This window comes from Pseudomonas tolaasii NCPPB 2192 (genome assembly GCF_002813445.1).
GTDB classification, from domain to species: domain Bacteria; phylum Pseudomonadota; class Gammaproteobacteria; order Pseudomonadales; family Pseudomonadaceae; genus Aquipseudomonas; species Aquipseudomonas tolaasii.
Genome location: NZ_PHHD01000001.1, coordinates 4,894,730 through 4,910,911 on the forward strand (window position 1 = coordinate 4,894,730; position 16,182 = coordinate 4,910,911).

21 protein-coding genes are annotated in these 16,182 nt (G+C 58.8%); 4 read left to right on the top strand and 17 right to left on the bottom strand.

The window, feature by feature from the left end; genetic code table 11:
• Positions 1-2 precede the first annotated feature (2 nt).
• The 4 genes from modB to ATI14_RS22500 all read right to left on the bottom strand — a co-directional run bounded on the left by modB (position 3) and on the right by ATI14_RS22500 (position 3,615).
• Positions 3-683, bottom strand: a complete 681-nt coding sequence (gene modB, locus ATI14_RS22485) for a molybdate ABC transporter permease subunit (RefSeq protein ID WP_016969770.1) — start codon at positions 681-683, stop codon at positions 3-5.
• Positions 684-1,442, bottom strand: a complete 759-nt coding sequence (modA, locus tag ATI14_RS22490; RefSeq protein WP_016969769.1) for a molybdate ABC transporter substrate-binding protein — start codon at positions 1,440-1,442, stop codon at positions 684-686.
• A gap of 120 nt (positions 1,443-1,562) precedes the next feature.
• Positions 1,563-2,627, bottom strand: coding sequence for an NAD(P)H-dependent flavin oxidoreductase (locus ATI14_RS22495; RefSeq protein WP_016969768.1), 1,065 nt, complete (start codon positions 2,625-2,627; stop codon positions 1,563-1,565).
• 109 nt (positions 2,628-2,736) lie between these two features.
• Positions 2,737-3,615, bottom strand: a complete 879-nt coding sequence (locus ATI14_RS22500; RefSeq protein ID WP_020372577.1) for an alpha/beta fold hydrolase — start codon at positions 3,613-3,615, stop codon at positions 2,737-2,739.
• A 175-nt stretch (positions 3,616-3,790) separates the two neighbouring features.
• On the opposite strand from ATI14_RS22500, the gene ATI14_RS22505 reads away from it, so the two are divergent.
• Together ATI14_RS22505 and ATI14_RS22510 are read left to right on the top strand one after the other, a co-directional pair.
• Positions 3,791-4,384 (top strand): CGNR zinc finger domain-containing protein, encoded by a 594-nt coding sequence (locus ATI14_RS22505; RefSeq protein WP_016969766.1) that lies wholly within the window; start codon positions 3,791-3,793, stop codon positions 4,382-4,384.
• 13 nt (positions 4,385-4,397) lie between these two features.
• The gene (locus ATI14_RS22510) at positions 4,398-4,859 is read left to right on the top strand and encodes a GyrI-like domain-containing protein (RefSeq protein WP_016969765.1); all 462 of its coding nucleotides are present in this window, start codon (positions 4,398-4,400) and stop codon (positions 4,857-4,859) included.
• Here ATI14_RS22510 and ada read toward each other — a convergent pair.
• The 4 genes from ada to ATI14_RS22525 form a co-directional block, all read right to left on the bottom strand.
• A complete protein-coding gene (gene ada, locus ATI14_RS22515; protein WP_016969764.1) occupies positions 4,856-5,902 on the bottom strand; it encodes a bifunctional DNA-binding transcriptional regulator/O6-methylguanine-DNA methyltransferase Ada in 1,047 nt (348 codons plus the stop codon). The two genes, ATI14_RS22510 and ada, sit on opposite strands and share 4 nt — an antisense overlap.
• Before the next feature lie 75 nt (positions 5,903-5,977).
• Positions 5,978-6,643, bottom strand: coding sequence for a DNA oxidative demethylase AlkB (gene alkB / locus ATI14_RS22520; protein WP_016969763.1), 666 nt, complete (start codon positions 6,641-6,643; stop codon positions 5,978-5,980).
• Positions 6,644-6,646: 3 nt separating this feature from the next.
• Positions 6,647-6,814, bottom strand: a complete 168-nt coding sequence (locus ATI14_RS31470; RefSeq protein ID WP_016969762.1) for a hypothetical protein — start codon at positions 6,812-6,814, stop codon at positions 6,647-6,649.
• A 26-nt stretch (positions 6,815-6,840) separates the two neighbouring features.
• On the bottom strand, positions 6,841-7,143 hold the full coding sequence (locus ATI14_RS22525; protein ID WP_003191319.1) for a DUF1883 domain-containing protein: 303 nt from the start codon (positions 7,141-7,143) through the stop codon (positions 6,841-6,843).
• 214 nt (positions 7,144-7,357) lie between these two features.
• Between ATI14_RS22525 and ATI14_RS22530 the strand changes: the two genes are divergently transcribed.
• Together ATI14_RS22530 and ATI14_RS22535 are read left to right on the top strand one after the other, a co-directional pair.
• A complete protein-coding gene (locus ATI14_RS22530) occupies positions 7,358-7,708 on the top strand; it encodes a hypothetical protein (protein ID WP_016969761.1) in 351 nt (116 codons plus the stop codon).
• 160 nt (positions 7,709-7,868) lie between these two features.
• Positions 7,869-8,099, top strand: coding sequence for a hypothetical protein (locus ATI14_RS22535; RefSeq protein WP_016969760.1), 231 nt, complete (start codon positions 7,869-7,871; stop codon positions 8,097-8,099).
• A gap of 9 nt (positions 8,100-8,108) precedes the next feature.
• Here ATI14_RS22535 and ATI14_RS22540 read toward each other — a convergent pair whose 3' ends face one another.
• The 9 genes from ATI14_RS22540 to ATI14_RS22580 all read right to left on the bottom strand — a co-directional run bounded on the left by ATI14_RS22540 (position 8,109) and on the right by ATI14_RS22580 (position 16,179).
• A complete protein-coding gene (locus tag ATI14_RS22540) occupies positions 8,109-8,393 on the bottom strand; it encodes a hypothetical protein (RefSeq protein ID WP_016969759.1) in 285 nt (94 codons plus the stop codon).
• A gap of 137 nt (positions 8,394-8,530) precedes the next feature.
• Complete coding sequence (locus ATI14_RS22545; RefSeq protein ID WP_026083018.1) at positions 8,531-9,487, bottom strand: fimbrial protein; 957 nt, start codon at positions 9,485-9,487, stop codon at positions 8,531-8,533.
• A gap of 138 nt (positions 9,488-9,625) precedes the next feature.
• On the bottom strand, positions 9,626-10,582 hold the full coding sequence (locus ATI14_RS22550) for a fimbrial protein (protein ID WP_080520451.1): 957 nt from the start codon (positions 10,580-10,582) through the stop codon (positions 9,626-9,628).
• A 74-nt stretch (positions 10,583-10,656) separates the two neighbouring features.
• Positions 10,657-11,205 carry a fimbrial protein gene (locus ATI14_RS22555; protein WP_016969591.1) on the bottom strand — a complete coding sequence of 183 codons (549 nt, stop codon included), beginning with the start codon at positions 11,203-11,205 and terminating at the stop codon, positions 10,657-10,659.
• Positions 11,206-11,216: 11 nt separating this feature from the next.
• Positions 11,217-11,696: a fimbrial protein gene (locus tag ATI14_RS22560; protein ID WP_016969592.1), complete on the bottom strand. Its 480-nt coding sequence runs from the start codon at positions 11,694-11,696 to the stop codon at positions 11,217-11,219.
• A gap of 13 nt (positions 11,697-11,709) precedes the next feature.
• Positions 11,710-12,204: a fimbrial protein gene (locus ATI14_RS22565; protein WP_016969593.1), complete on the bottom strand. Its 495-nt coding sequence runs from the start codon at positions 12,202-12,204 to the stop codon at positions 11,710-11,712.
• Positions 12,205-12,214: 10 nt separating this feature from the next.
• Complete coding sequence (locus ATI14_RS22570; RefSeq protein WP_016969594.1) at positions 12,215-12,793, bottom strand: fimbrial protein; 579 nt, start codon at positions 12,791-12,793, stop codon at positions 12,215-12,217.
• A 21-nt stretch (positions 12,794-12,814) separates the two neighbouring features.
• The gene (locus ATI14_RS22575) at positions 12,815-13,576 is read right to left on the bottom strand and encodes a fimbria/pilus periplasmic chaperone (protein WP_080520450.1); all 762 of its coding nucleotides are present in this window, start codon (positions 13,574-13,576) and stop codon (positions 12,815-12,817) included.
• Complete coding sequence (locus ATI14_RS22580; protein ID WP_151148662.1) at positions 13,573-16,179, bottom strand: outer membrane usher protein; 2,607 nt, start codon at positions 16,177-16,179, stop codon at positions 13,573-13,575. Before ATI14_RS22580 ends, ATI14_RS22575 begins: the two co-directional genes overlap by 4 nt.
• Between the last annotated feature and the right edge of the window lie 3 nt (positions 16,180-16,182).

Sequence of the window (16,182 nt, forward strand, 5' to 3'; positions counted from 1 at the left end):
AGTCAGCTCCAGCCCATCTTGGTTTTACGGCTGGAGTAGAGCGCCAGCAATACGAGGAATGCGAACACCACCATGGAGCCAGCCAGCCAGTGGGCTTGCGCGTATTCCATGGCTTCAACGTGGTCGTAGATTTGCACCGAAACCACACGGGTTTTGTCCGGAATGTTACCGCCGATCATCAGCACCACCCCAAACTCACCGACGGCATGGGCGAAGCCGAGGATCGACGCGGTGATAAAGCCCGGGCGCGCCAGCGGCAGGACCACGCTGAAGAAGGTGTCCCATGGATTGGCGCGCAAGGTCGCGGCCACTTCCAGCGGGCGGGTGCCGATGGCGGAGAAGGCGTTTTGCAACGGCTGTACCACAAACGGCATGGAATAGATCACCGAGCCGATCACCAGCCCGGCGAAGCTGAAGGTCAGGGTGCCCAGGCCCAGCCATTGGGTGAACTGGCCGAAGTAGCCATTGGGACCCATGGTCAACAACAGATAGAAGCCGATCACCGTTGGCGGCAACACCAACGGCAAGGCGACGATTGCGCCAATGGGGCCGCGCCACCACGAGCGGGTGCGCGACAGCCACAGGGCAATCGGAGTGCCGATGACCAGCAGGATCACGGTGGTCAGTGACGCCAGTTTAATGGTCAGCCAGATAGCGGAAAAATCGGCACTCGATAACGGCATTTACTTGGCCAGCTCGTAACCGTAGGACTTGATAACAGCAGCGGCTTTTGGCCCTTTGAGGTACTCAATCAGCGCCTTGGCGGCGACGCTGTCTTTGCCCTTGTTGAGGATCACCGCGTCCTGCTTGATCGGGTCGTGCATGGAGGCTGGAACAATCCACGCCGAACCGCTGGTGACTTTGCCGTCCTTGTAGATCTGCGACAAGGCCACAAACCCCAGCTCGGCATTGCCGGTGGAGACGAACTGATAGGCCTGGGTGATGTTCTGGCCTTCAACGATCTTGTCCTTGACCTTGTCGGTCAAGCCTTCCCGGGCCAGAACCTGAGTGGCGGCCAGGCCGTACGGGGCGGCTTTCGGGTTGGCGATGGACAGGTGCTTGAAGTCGTTTTTCTTCAGCACATCGCCTTTGGCGTCTACGTAACCTTCTTTGGCCGACCACAGGGCGAGGGTGCCTACGGCATAGGTGAAGCGCGAACCTTTGACAGTGTCGCCTTCGGTTTCAAGCTTTTGCGGGGTGGTATCGTCGGCGCTCAGGAACACCTCGAACGGCGCGCCGTTCTTGATCTGCGTGTAGAACTGGCCGGTGGCGCCGTAGGCCGCGACCAGCTTGTGGCCAGTGTCTTTTTCGAAGTCAGCGGCAATCGCCTGGATCGGCGCGGTGAAGTTGGCGGCCACGGCCACCTGGACTTCATCGGCGTGGGCTGAACCAAAGGCGAGGGCGGCGACCAGGATGGCCAGGCGTGAGGCGTGAATCTTCATGAAGCAGCTCCTTGGGGGGTGGGCTTGTTATGGCTTGTTATAGAGAGAAGGCTTAACCGCTATGTATGGGAATATATAGCGGTTGGCCATCCCCGGTACAGCCTAAAGTTGCCCCCCGTGTCAGAACGGCTTGAGCTTGGCCAGCGCCTGCTCGGCCAGTTGGCGTGTCAGGTCATAACTTGAAATGTCTTTGCCCAGGCGAAGCGCCTGGCCCGACCACAGGTTGCTGAACCCCGCCTCATCCTTGTCCTTGAGCGGCAGCAGCGCGCCGCCCGAGGTCGGAAATGCCGGTGCGGCGGGGTTGATCGCGCCCAGTTCACGCATCACCCGGTTGACGATGCCCCGTGCCGGGCGGCCCGTGAACAGGTTGGTCAGCGCAGTTTCGCTGGCCTGGGCGTTGCGCAGTGCATGGTGATGGGAAGCGGTGACGTTGGCTTCGGGTGTAAACAGATACGCGGTGCCGATCTGCACGGCCGAGGCGCCCAGCGCGAAGGCCGCCACAATACCACGCGCGTCGCCAATGCCTCCGGCGGCAATCACCGGCACGCTGACGGCATCGACGATTTGCGGCACCAGCGCCATCAAACCGATCTGGGTATTGAGGTCGTCGGTGAGGAACAGCCCACGGTGGCCGCCCGCTTCGATGCCCATAGCGATGATTGCATCGCAGCCGTGTTGTTCCAGCCAAATGGCTTCTTCCACGGTGGTGGCCGACGACAGCACTTTGGCGCCCGTGGCCTTTACCCGGTCCAGCAGGGCTTTTTCCGGCAGGCCAAAGTGAAAACTCACCACTTCGGGGCGGAACTCTTCAATCACTTTGCACGCGTCTTCATTAAAAGGCGCGCGGTTGGATACCGGCGTCGGCGCGTCAAAGTCGGCGCCGAGTTCGCGGTAATAAGGTTCGAGCAACGCTTTCCAGCGGTGCTCGCGTGCTGCGTCCGGGGCGGGCGGTTGATGGCAGAAGAAGTTGACGTTAAGAGGCTTGGCGCCGGCCTCGCGCAGGGTAGTCAAGGCGTCGCGCAACTGGTCGAGGGTCAGCGCAGCCGCCGGCAGTGAGCCGAGGGCACCGGCCTTGCTGGCGGCGATCACCATGTCCGTGGTGGTGCCCACGGCCATCGGAGCCTGAATGATGGGTACTTCAATGCCCAGCAGGTCGAGAATTCGGGTGTCTGGCCAGGTGCTCATGGGATCCGTCTCCAGCGTTAGTAAGGCGTTTCGCTGTTTTAACAGGGCCCCTGGCACCCGGCCAGTCTGTTTTATTCACTGGACGACAGGGATGTTTCGTGGTGCGACGTCAGTTGATTGCCGTACCGAGCACGGCATGAATGCGTTCGGCGATGTGGGCGGCGTGGGTTTCCAGGGCGAAGTGGCCCGTGTCCAGCAATTCGACCACCGCGTTCGGGTTGTGGTTTTTATAGGCGAGGGCGCCAGGTGGAATGAAGAACGGGTCGTTTTGGCCCCAGATCACCAGCGTGGGGACCTCAGTGGTTTTGAAGAACGCCTGGAATGCCGGGTAGAGCGTGAGGTTGTTGCGGTAGTCAAGGAACAGGTCGAGCTGGATTTCGTCATTGCCGGGGCGCTGCATCAGCAGCACATCGAGCATGTAGGACTCCGGCGCAACCAGCTCTGGCTGGCTCACTCCGTGCAAGTATTGATAGCGCGTGCCTTCCAGGCTGATCACAGCATTGCGGATGACTTCGCGGTTGGCCTGGCTTGGGTCGGCCCAGTAAGTGCGGATCGGCGCCCAGGCATCGCCCAACCCTTCCAGGTAGGCATTGCCGTTCTGCGAGACCAGCGCACTGACGCGCTCCGGATGGGCCACCGCCAGGCGCAAGCCCACTGGCGCGCCGTAATCGAAAACATACAGCGCGTAGCGTGTGAGCTTCAGTGCATCGACAAAATGCCCGACGGTGATCGCCAGGTGATCGAAGCTGTAGTGGTAATTGCGCTCGGCAGGCACTTCAGTGAAGCCGAAACCCGGTAAATCCGGGGCAATAACCCGAAAGCGCGTCGCCAGCAGCGGGATCAGGTCGCGGTACATGTGCGAAGAGCTGGGGAAACCATGCAACAGCAACATGACGGGCGCCGCAGGGTCGCCGGCCTCACGGTAAAACATGTTCACGCCATCAACATTGACGTGGTGGTAGCGAACGACTGGAGCTTGGGCAGACATGATTTACGCACCTTTTAGTAACTTGAAAATTAGTGGTTACGGGTTACCGTTTTTAAAAGCTGCGCTGAAAAATGTAACCTGTCAACTGGATTTAAGTGGTTAGCTTTCTCGACTGGGTAACTGTTCATATATGTAAATAGCGGTTACCATCTGCCGACGTTCAAGAGGACACGCCATGACCACGCCCATCACCCCACCCGCGCCGCTGGAACCCTATGTACTGGCCGATGACCCGGTGCTCGACATGCTCAACACCCTGGCGAATGTCGACAATGTGCCGTGGGATTTCTGGAAAACCGACGCGGATGTCGAACGCTGGCTGGTTCGTCTGGAGTGGACGAAGGAGGGCAGTGTTCCAGCGTTCGAAGAAGGCGAGTTGCTCGGCGCTGCCCGGACGCTGCGTGAAGTGGTGCGCGAACTGGTGGCCGCACGCAAGGCCGGAGAGCCTGGCAACCCTGCAGCACTTAACGGTTTTTTGCGCAAAGCGGTCAGCCACCCGCAATTGGTGTGGCCGACATCTGGCGCACCTCAACTGGAGCGTCAGCGCAAACAGCAGACCGCCGAACAATTTTTGTCGCCGATTGCCGAAGCAGCGGCTAATTTATTGGTGGCCGGGGATTTCAGCTTGATTCGCCGCTGCGAACACCCGGAATGCATCCTGTGGTTTTATGACCGGACCAAGGCCCACAAGCGCCGCTGGTGCAGCATGGCGCTGTGCGGCAACCGGCATAAGGTCGCCGAATTTCGAAAACGCAAACTGAAGCTTTAAAAGGAGAGGGGCTTTGCCAACCATCAAGGAACAAACCGTGGCGGCGATCCGGGTGTCCGGGTTGAAGGTGCGTACGCGCAATGCCGACGAGATGCAGGCGTCGAGCGCGAAAATCGGCCCGATGTGGCAGCAGTTTTTCGGTGAGGAGATTTACGCGAAGATCCCCGGCAAGCAGGCCGAATCACCGGTTTACGGGGTTTACAGCGGTTATGAATCCGACGCCCATGGGCTGTTTGATGTCACCGCCGGTGTTTCGACCCATGCCCCGGCGCAAGGCTTTGAAAGCCTGGTGATCGAGCCCGGGCGTTACCTGGTGTTTGAGGCCAGCGGGCCGATGCCGGACGCAATCATCCAGGCCTGGCAGCGGGTCTGGGCGTATTTTGAACAGCCGGATGTGGAAACGCGTGCGTTTGTCACCGATTTTGAGCTGTACCAGGCAGACAACCAGGCCGAGGTGTATATCGGCATCCGTTAACCATTGGTTTCCCGTTCCAGCAACTGCCGCTTGCGCTCCACGCCCCAGCGGTAGCCCGACAGTTCGCCATCGCTGCGAACCACCCGGTGGCAGGGAATCGCCACCGCCAGGCTGTTGGCCCCGCAGGCCTGGGCCACGGCCCGAAAGGATTTGGGTGCGCCGATGCGCTCGGCAATCTGCGCGTAACTGGCGGTGCTGCCCACGGGAATGTCGCGCAGCGCCTGCCACACCCTTTCTTGAAAGGCTGTTCCGCGCAGATCCAAGGGCAAATCCAGGCCTATGGCGGGCGCTTCGATAAAGCCTACAACCTGGGCGACCAACTGTTCGAAATCCCGGTCTGCCCCAACCCATTCGGCTTTGGGGAATTGGTCCTGCAGATCATGCAACAAGGCGTTCGGGTCATCGCCCATCAAAATGGCGCAGATGCCTTTTTGACTCTGCGCCACCAGGATTGCACCCAATGAACATTGACCCACGGCGAAGCGGATCTCACTGTTTGCGCCGCCGGCTTTGTAATCGCGTGGTTTCATGCCGAGCAATTGTTCTGCGGACTCGTAAAAGCGGCTGTTGGAGTTAAAGCCTGCGTCATACAGGGCGTCCGTTACCGAATGTGCGCTCTTGAGGCCGTCACGCACCTTGCGCGAGCGAAGGCCGCTGGCGTAGCCCTTGGGCGTCAGGCCGGTCACGGACTTGAACACGCGATGAAAGTGGAACGGGCTCAACCCGGCCGTGCGCGCGAGTTCTTCCAAATGGGGCGGCGTCTCGGCCTGTTCGATTTGGCGGCAGGCGCTGGCCACCAGCTGTGCATGGTGTGCAGCCAACTGCGTCTGATCGCCGGCGGCACGTTTGCTGGGCCGGTAACCGGCGGCCTCGGCCTGTGCGGGGCTGTCGAAAAACTCGATATTTTCCGGGCGTGGCAAGCGTGAGGCGCTGCTGGGGCGGCAGTAAACGCCGGTGGTTTTCACGCCATACACAAACAAAGTGTCGGCCTTGGCATCGCGGGCGACGATGGCGGCCCAGCGGGGATCGGATTCATTGTTCACGGCCTGCACTCCTGGGGATTCACCGGCAGAATATCTGCGCTCAATGCTCCCGGCACTCTGAAGCTTGCGGTCAAATTAACCGGCAGTGCGAAACGTCAGGTTGATGCGTTGAGGCCCCATGACCGAGTGCACGCCGTCCTTGATAGGCAGTACCCCGTGAAAGCGCAAGCGATCAACGCCGCCCCAGACGACGATGTCGCCGTGAAACAGTGAAATCTTGCGGGTCTTGTCACTGCGCTCATGGCCACCGAATAGAAAAATTGCAGGCAACCCCAAAGATACGGAAACCACAGGAGCACTGTAGCAACGCTCATTTTTGTCCTGATGCAACGACATCTTTGCGCCGGGCACGTAGCGGTTGATCAGACAGGCATCCGGAGAGAAGGCGGGGAACCCGGCCTCTGCAGCGGCGAGAATCGCAAGCTGGCGCAGGGTATCCGGCATGGCCGGCCAGGGTCGCTGGCTGCGCGGATCAAGGGCGCTGTAACGGTAACCCGTGCTGTCCGTGGTCCAGCCCAGCGCACCGCAACTGCTCAGCGCTGCTGACATGGTGAAACCGCCGGGCGTGACCATCTGCCGAAAAGGTGATTGGGCCAAAATTCGCCGCAGCTCGGGTAACAGACGGTCAATCCAGGGGAGGGCAAAAGCGCGTAGCACGTAGGATTCTTCGCCAATCTGTTCGCGCCCCTCGGGCTGCTGCAAGGCAGCATCCGCGAAAAGATCGGCAGTCGGGCCCTGCATGGCTTACAACGCCTTGCTCACATTGATGTCAGTAATTTCGTCACTGGCATCGTGTATTTTCGCCAGGGCTTGCCTGGCTTCTTCCACACTGTTGCTGTGCAGTTGAGCGAATTCAAAGCGGCGTTCGCCGTTGAGCTTGTACTTGATGACGTATTTGGTGGTTGTGGTCACTGCGGTTTTCCTGTCAGGTGCGCGGGTCAGCTCAGTTTGGAGCTGGTGCGGCGAACGATGCGAATCTTGTGGGACAACGCCGGTTTGCGGGTAACGCTGATGGCGCGGCGCGTGACCACGTCCAGAGTGATGTTCCAGAAACCGGTGCTGGGTGCGGTGATTTTGGCCGGGAATTTGTCAAAAGCGCCGCCATGGTAGGTGTGACGGCCGCCGTTTTTGAAGCTGCGAAAGTTGGCATCGCTCATCAGGCGAATGTTGCAGGTCTGCGAGCACTCGATAACAACGATGTCGCCCTCGTTGAGGTGCTCGCGCTGGTGGATGAATTTCATGGGGTGTCTCCAGAAGGGCTTTTTTTCTGAAAAATCAGAACAATACGTAGGATAAGATGGAGTTTATCAGCCCCAGCGCGTTTATTATCGCGCCGTCGTCGATGACGTCGACAATTTAAAACAGTTATTCACTCAGTTTTCACAGATAAATCCTACATTGGCGGGAGAAAATTACCCTCTGCGCTGTCGTAGGATCTTTATCGGAGGTTTAAGTATGAAGTGGAGTGTGTTGGTTCTGGCCCTGGCGTTAGGTGGATGTGCTTCGGTTGCAGATATCAAGCAGACCCCGCCCACCTTGGTGGTCATCTCAGGGAAGAAACCGCCGGAATACGCCGCGTGTGTGGTGCGTAAACTCGCTGACACCCGTCGTCCGCCGCAGATTGAGCCGCACAAGGATGGTATTCAGGTGATCGTGCCGCAGAAATTCTCGGCCGACCCTTCCGCGATTTTCGAAATTGAAGAGCGCTCCAGCGGTAGCAGCATCAAGCTGTATGAAAGCATGTCCAACGTGCCGATCCGCCCGGGCGACATCAAGAAAGCCGCCGAGGATTGCATTTCAGGTTGAACCTGCAAGGTTCACGTTACGCACTCCCATCCGATGAAAAGCCTGGTCCTGCGTATGCAGTGCCAGGCTTTTTTTATGCCCGGCCCGTTGGTGTAAAATGCACAAAAATGCCGCGCGAGCCTGGGCTTGCGCGGCATTTGTCTTTTTCTGGAATACGCTGATGAAACGTGAAGTTGTCAAAGCCCGCTACGCCGAAGGGCAAATTTCGGCCACCCATGTCATTCAAAATCCCGCCGACTTGGGCGAGTGGATTGTGTTTTTCAAGAAGAGCGAAGGGCGCAGCTACTTCCTCGTGGACGAGCAGGACGAAGTTGAGTCATTTCCACGTCTGGATGACCTGATCGAAATCCTGCGTGGACTCGGCATCAAGTTCGCCGAAATCCACCTCTAACCTGGCGGCCTATTTACAAACCACCACGACGCTGCGGCTTTTGTAGTTACCTACGTCCTTGCCCAGGGTTTTGTCGTCTTCTTTCAACGCTGGCGTGCCTTCGGTACCGACGATGCGGTAACCCGTGCCCGCACAGGAAGCGTCGGCTTTTTCATAGCAACTGGCCCATGAGTTGGCCTCGCCTGAACAATCGATGGTCAGGCCTTGCTCGCCATTTTTGAGGTAGGTGTCGGAGGTGGTGGTACAGCCGGTCATCAGTACCACTGCTGCAGCCAGTGCCAGGATCTTGTTCATGGTGGGGGTCGTCGTCGAGGGTGTGGGAGGGCGCTGACACTGTCGTGGGGCGGTTGCGCGAGATTATAGCCATCTGCCAGCTGCGCAGTCTCGGGGAATAATCTCCCGGGCTGCGCGGCTTTATTCGTGGCCCGGCTTTACGGCACGCCCATCACCAGCACACCGCTGCCACTGATAGCCCCGGCAGCGGGCAGGGAGCCGTTGCGACGAACCAGCGAAAACGTCACGTCGTCTGCGCCAGTGCTGTTGGTGATCTGGGTTCGGAACGAACCGTTGACTTGAACGGCGGCACCGGCACGCACCATCGCCGTGCCGACATCCCCGTTGGTCATGCGCAACAGGCGTGAGTCAAAGGCGGAGGGCGTGCCTTTGTAGGTAATGGTAATGGGCACGGTGATGCCGCCGTCCGGGCACGAATAGGTGAGTCGGCGGTTGGCGCGAATGGCTGTCGTCAACGGATCCGTTCCTATTGCCCGTTGATGGACGTTTCCGAAGTTGATTTCGATCGGATTGTTATTGTTGATCGTGCAGGTTGAAGGGTTGACGGTAAAGTTGTTTGAGGCGGTGTAGGTCACCGTGAGCTGTGGTCGGGTGCCGTCATAATTGTTTGAACTGGTGAGGCGTAACAAACCCAGGTTGTCTCCGACCCTGACATCGATGGGATTGGTCGGATCGTTGCGCATCAAGATGAAGGGGGTGACATCGATCGGATAGAACGCAGTGTTGTTGGGGATGGTGATGATCCGTATCCCGGCCGGAACGGGCGTGTTGTAGAACGCACCGTTGATTCGCAAACCGGCCCTTTCGTTGCCGAATTTCGGCCCCGGGGTCCAGGGTGTGCCGGCTGCGCTTCCGGATGTCCAATAGTCTTCGCGCCAGCCCGGGCCGCCATCCGGGGTGAATCGGCATTCCAGCCTTGCTCCTTCGAGCATGATCCGGGAGCGATCTGCGGTCAGGCTGACTTTCACAGGAACGCTCAGGTTGGGGTTGCCATTTTGCCAGGGGCCGCCGTTGACGCGACAATCCACCGCCTGGGCGGTCGTTGTCACGCCTATAAGGGCAAGAAGTAACATGCTTCCATAAAGGTACTTCATTCTGCTTCTCGTTGTTTTTTCCGGATGCGACTGAACTTGCGCGCAATGCAAACTTGCTGCCGCCCGGCAGAGATGAGAGGGGAGTGTGGTGCCGATAGTCGAAGCCCGATCGGACTTCGGCGTGACTTTTGGTACGTATTACGGCACGCCCATAACCAGCACGCCGCTGCCGCTGACAGCGCCGGCGGCAGGCAGGGAGCCGTTGCGCCGAACCAGCGAAAACGTCACATCGTCGCCCCCTGTACTGTTGGTGATCTGGGTCAGAAATTTACCGTTGACCTGAACCGCAGAGCCTGCACGGATCATGGCCGTGCCGACGTCTGGATTGGACATGCTCAACAGCCGGGAATCAAACAAGGAGGGTGTGCCTTTATAGGTGATCGTGATGGGAGTGGTAATTCCGCCATCCGGGCAGGAGTAGTTAAGCCTGCGATTGCTACGAATGGAACTGGTCAGCGGGTCGGTGCCTATTGCGCGTTGGTGGACGGTACTGAAATCAATCACGATCGGGTTGTTGTTATTGATCGCGCACGTTGAAGGGGAAACGGTGAAGTTGTTAGCGGCGGTATAGGTCACCGTCAAGTACGCAATTTGCGTGTCGTAGTTGTTGGTGGCCGTCATGCGTAAAAATCCAAGTTGATCTCCTATTCGAATATCAATTGGGTTGGAGGGGGTATTTCGCATCAAAATATAAGGCGTGACATCGATCGGATAGAACGCAGTGTTGTTGGGGATGGTGATGATCCGTATCCCGGTCGGAACGGGCGTGTTGTAGAACGCACCGTTGATTCGCAAACCGGCCCTTTCGTTGCCGAATTTCGGCCCGGGGGTCCAGGGAGTGCCTGCAATGCTTCCGGTTGTCCAATAGTCTTCACGCCAGCCCGGTCCGCCATCCGGGGTAAATCGGCATTCCAGCCTTGCTCCTTCGAGCATGATTCGGGAGCGATCTGCGGTCAGGGTAACCTTCACAGGAACGCTCAGGTTGGGGTTGCCATTTTGCCAGGGGCCGCCGTTGACGCGGCAATCCACCGCCTGGGCAAGGGTAGTCATTCCCATGAGGGCGAGAAGCATCATGCTTGCATAGAGTGGTTTCATTTCTATCTCTCGTTGCTCCTCTGCCCAGGCGGCCAAAGCCACCCGGGAGAAAAGGTGAGGTTTGTCCGGGGCTGTCAGGGATAGTCCAGCGTAAAAGTCGAGGTCACCGTGTAGCTGCCGTGCCCGATGGTTTGGTCCCGGATCGCATCCGGTTCGCCCTGCACATAGGCCTTGAGTTCAATGACGTTGCTGCCATTGCTCAACTTTTGTTCGTCGCTGGCGGTATTGACGGGCAAGGGCTTGTTATCGGGCGTTTCGATCCCCAGCCCGATGCCGGTAGCGCTGCTGCCTCCATCCAGTGCAAACAAGCCGGGCAATGCGCCGTTTTCCCGGCCGCCCAGTGTGATGATGACCGCATCGCTGATTGTGGTATCGCAGGCTTCCAGGTGCAGTTTGAATGCCCGGCCCTGAGTTCGAGTGTTGATGTAGAGATGCTTGCTGGTCACGTCCCAGAGCTCAAACGTAATCGCCTCGTCACCGGGGCGAATGGTGCAGGCCTGCTCAACCAGGTTGCCCTTGAAGCTGAGGTTGTCCGCTGCCTGTGCTGCTGGGGCGAGGCTGGCTGCCAGTAGCGCCACCAGCCAGGCACCGGTCCAATTCCTTTCAACTGTTTGCTGTCGCATCGCGTTCACTCCTACTCGTATTCAGCCAACAGCGTGGCCACCGCGGTGAACCTCGCGGGGAGCAACACTGCGCCTGGCTGTTTGACGGGCACGACTTCCAATACCGGCGGTGACGACAAGCTGATGTCCAGGGGCGTATTCAGTCGAAACGGCACGCTGTTTTGAAATAGGCGAATGCCTAAAGCCGGCACACTGGTTTGCACGGCTGCGCCGTCAAAGGCTGCAGCGGTGCCGTTAATACTCAGTTTCAGTTCCCAGGGCAGGGTGGCCGGGCCACAGCTGATGGTGTAGCCGACGCCTCGGCGGTATTTCACACCGTCCACCCGTTTTACCCCGACGTCACCGAAGTCGACTTCAATCGTATTGCCCGCATCGATGGTGCAGGGCGGAGGCTCGTTGAGTGTTCCGCTGAATGTCAGGTTGGCGGATACACCGCTGCACAGGCCGAGGGAGCACATGGCGAGCAATGCTCGCTGCTGCCAACGTTTCATTGTTGATTCCTCTTCATTGATATTCGACCACCAGCGTGGCGGCCGCATCAAATGCCCCTCCCGTCAGCTTGCTGCCTGCGCGTTTGACCGGTACCGCTTGCACCACCGGGAAGTTCGGATAGGTAAAATTCACGGCCCGATTCAGGGGCCAGTCAGCACCATTGACGAAGAGTTTTACCCCCAGGTCGGCTTTGCGCGTCATGAGCACGGCACTGTCAAACGCTGCGCCCGTGCCCTTGAGCTCCAGCGTCAAAGCGTTGCTGAACGGCGAGTCGCATGTGACGGTGTACGGCACGCTGCGACGATAATTGACGCCGTCTACCCGCGACGTCAGCAGGTCATTTCCGAACGGTACGTCCAGTGTGGAACCGCTGTTGATGACGCACGGCGGGGGCGCAATGATGACTGCGCGGATGGTCAGACTGGTCTCAGCCAGTGCACCCTGGCTTGCAGCCCACAACAGGCCGCCCCCTAAAAGAATGGCTCGGGAGCCGGTTGACTTCGCCATTGTTCTGTCCTTACTCATAATTGAGCCTGAAATCGACCACGGCCCGAAATGCCCCGCTGGTCAATTGAGCCGAGGTGCGCGTGGGCTGGACTTTCCAGGTCTGGGTGTTGCTGCCTAGAGGCAGAAACAGCGGTTCGCCCCTTGAGCCCAGTTGAACATCACGCCCCAACGCATCGGTCAGGTGCAGGCCCATGCCGGTAATGCCTTGCACCTTGACCAGCCGTGCATCGTCGTCATCGGCGGGCGCCAAAAAAGCTACCGACACCACCGGCTGGAACGCGCTCCATACCAGGTTCCCGGTACGCTCGTTGCGAATTCCACCGGCTTTGCGTTGGCAATCGGAAAACCGCAATTGAAAAGCGATCGGGCTGGCTTGATCCCCTGGCTGTTGCAAGTGGCTGGTCGAGACCACACCCAGATCAATGGTTTGATGCAGCGATGTCATTTCCAGGCTGCACGGGGTTTCGTGCATGGAACCGCTGATGTTCAACATGCCGCTCATGCCCTCGACATCATCCTCTAGCGCCTGAACCTCTCCAACTGAGGCCAGCAGCAGTGCGCCCAGGATCTTCACGTTGTGCGACTTCATGACGTTCTCCAGCAGCAGACACTACTTGTTGGGCGTTGAGGCTTGGGCGCTGACCTTGCAGGTGTTGTGACTGCAGGTGAAAGCCATCAACGGGCGTCCGCCATAGTCGTTCACGTAGGCCAAATGCGGGGTTGCGCCGAGCGCCTTGGCGGTAGGCCCCAACGTCAGCGAGGCTTTGGGCGGGATCATCAGCGGCTCGAAGCCTGCTACGGTTTTGCCTTCTTTGGCGCTGCGCGCATCCACCAGAGTGACGTAGTAGGGCGTCGGGTTGTTCACCTGGTAGCGCTCGCCATCAAGGGTCAGCGTCAGCTTTTCCTGCCAGGGGTTGGACAGGTCTTGCTGGCTTGGCGCTATAGCCTGCGGCCGGTAGAACAACTTGATCCGGGTTTGCAGCGCAATTTGCAGGGTATTGGGCTTGTCGCTGCGTGGCGGGATTTCCCGCAGGTTGAAGTAGTAGACCGTCTCCCGATCCTGCGGTAACGACTTGGCCGCCGGTAAAGCCTGCACCTTCAACTGGCTTTGTTTTCCGGGCTCCAGGCGTTGCACGGGGGGTAGCACGATGAGGGGAGAGGTGATTTTTGCGCCGTCTTCATCCTCAATCCAGCCTTGAGCCAAATACGGCAGTTGAGTGTTGTTGTTGGTGATATTCACGCTGGTGGCTTCTTTTGCGCCATCAAAAACCACACGGGTGCGGTCCAGGCCGACGGCGGCGTAGCCGTTCTGGCTCAAGCCTAAAAGCAGCAGCGTGAAGGTCGGGAGTGTGAGGCGAGTGTTGAGTGTCATGAGGAAGATTTCTCCATATCAGTTCGTGTGCCGGTCACGGTGGCGGGGCCTGGCAGGGATGGGTCAGTGGCTACCCGTTGGCAGCCCAGTTGCAGCGCGTCTGTCAGCCGGTCAGCGGGCAATACGGCCGGAAGCGTGAGCACGCAGCGCTCCGAGCCGCCCCAACTGACGATCATTTTTTCACCCTGCTGAATACCGCTCAGATAGACATTGCCGCCGTCGTTCACGATGCCGGTGTCCTGTTGCTTGACGTTTTTTACCGTCGCGCCGAAAGGGGGGGAACTGCCATCCGGCAGGCGCAGGACCGCCATGGCTTTTTCTCCGGCAATCACCGAAAGAGACCGGTAGCCAATGGCGCCCTCGGTCAATGTCAGTTGTGTAACCGATTGGGTGGCTTCGACATTGCTCGGCAAGCTCTCCAGGTCGACACTGGCTGCCGTGCGCGTATAGCTGCCGATATCGGAAATCACCGCTTTGCCGTAGGCGTTGCTGCGCGAAGGGCTGCCATAACCACGCACCGGCACATCGGGTACGCCGCCGGTGTCAACCATCAACCGGGTACCGCCGGTACTGTTGGTGCGATGCAAGGCCGCGCCGTGGGGCGTGAGCGTGCCACCACCGCGGGCCGACAGGCTGAGGCTGGTATAGCCGCCTTGTTGCCGGCTGGCGGCGAGGTCAAAGTCCGCCTGGTCGCCGATGTGGCTCAAATAGCCGCTGGCTGACTTGTCACTGGCGCTCAGTTGGTAGCTGTTGCGTTCATCAAGCCGGTCGCTGTAACGCGTGCTCAAACTGTTGCTGCCGGCTGCCCGGTTGGCGTCCATCGACAATGTGCCGGTGCGCCCAAACGGCAGGCTGACCGTCAGCGAAACACCGTTGTCCTGATAGTTGTATTCCCGTGTGCGATGCATGTTCAGGGACGCATTCAAGTTCTTCACGGTGCCGACATTGAAGTAGCGCGACACGGCCAGGTTCCAGCGCTGTGTGGCCGGCCGCCCCCAATAGGTTTGCTTGTTGTAGCTGGCGTAAACCGTGGCACCCAAATCACGAAACTGTTTGTTGATGGTCGCGGTATACAGTGCCTTGCTATCGCCGATCGGCCTCCAGTCCCTGGGCAGGTCGCCGTTTGCGTCGCGATCGGCCAGTTCGCCGTTTATCCCGTAATGTCGAGCGTCGAGGTATTCGCTCATGCTCAAGTAGTTCTTTTCTGAAAAGCGATAGCCTGCAAAGGTGATTTGGCTGTCGTACTCTTCGAAATGCTTGGAATATTGAACACGGTACGACTTGCCCGAGAGCGTCTCACTCCATACGGTTGCGCGCGATTGAGTGGCATCCAGCGAGATCGCACCGAATGCCAGCAGGTCTCGGCCCACCCCGACCGACAGCGCGCGGTAGTTGTTGTCGGTGATGCCACCGCCATACAGCGACCAGCCGTTGCTGACGCCCCAGGAAAACTCCCCCGTGCCAAAAAAATCGCCGTCGGCACCGTAATGCAGATTGGACGGGCGCCCCGTTGCCAGCTTGTAGCGAACGTGCCCGGGGCGCGTCAGATAGGGCACGCCTGCGGTATCGAACTGGAAGGTAGTCACCGAGCCATCCTGCTCTTCAACCCGCACATCCAGCCGACCGGTGACCGCGTCGTTAAGGTCCCGAATGCGAAAGGGCCCTGCTGCCACCAGCGTTTCGTAGAGCACACGGCCCTGTTGGCTGATGATGACCTTTGCGTTGGTTTTGGCCACGCCCACCACTTCCGGTGCGTACCCACGCAAGTTGGGCGGCAACTGGCTTTCGTCCGAGTTGAGCGCCGCGCCGGTGAAGCGGAAACTGTCGAACAGGTCCGAATACAAGTAGTTCTCGCCCACCACCAGGCGTGCCTGTAATTCAGGAATGGCGCGGTAAGCGTAATAACGGCTCCACTCCAGTTGCCGGCGCCTGGACGATGCCTCGCGGTCCTGGTCGACACGGCCTTGCCAGTCCGCCCTCAGACGCCATGCGCCGGCATTGGCTCCGAGCGTACCGTTACCGCTGATGTCATTACGCGCCTTGTCATTTCTCTGGTGGCTGCTTTGCGCAGTCAGGTTGTAGTCAATCAACAACCCTGGCACCCCATCATCCCAGCGAGAGGGCGGATCCCAATTGATCGCGCTGTATTCCAGATAGGCCTGGGGAATGTTAACGCTCAAGGTAGAGGTGGCCAGATCGCCAATGACTTCCATGCCCGGCAAACTTCGGATATCCAGGCACTCTCCGTTTTTCCACCAACTAATGTCCCCGTTGCCGGCGGCCTTCAGGCTCAACTGTTCCACAAGTTTTTGCGACACGCAGGCTTGGCTTCCCTTTGGATCATCCTCCGGCGGGTAAAAGGTCACCGATTGTTCGGAAATCGGCTGGTTGTTGATTTGCACTACCATTGAATAAGTGCCCGGTAAAATAAAACCGCTGCGCGCGAACTGCGATAAATCAATATTCGAGCGATCATTAAGATCAAGCACGTCGGTGTTAAATTCGATATCTCCGGCCGCCAATGCGGTTCCCGCTACAGATATCAATCCGCTCGCCAGCCAACCGGGGCGGAATGTATTTTTTATCTTCGATGCATTCAGCATGAA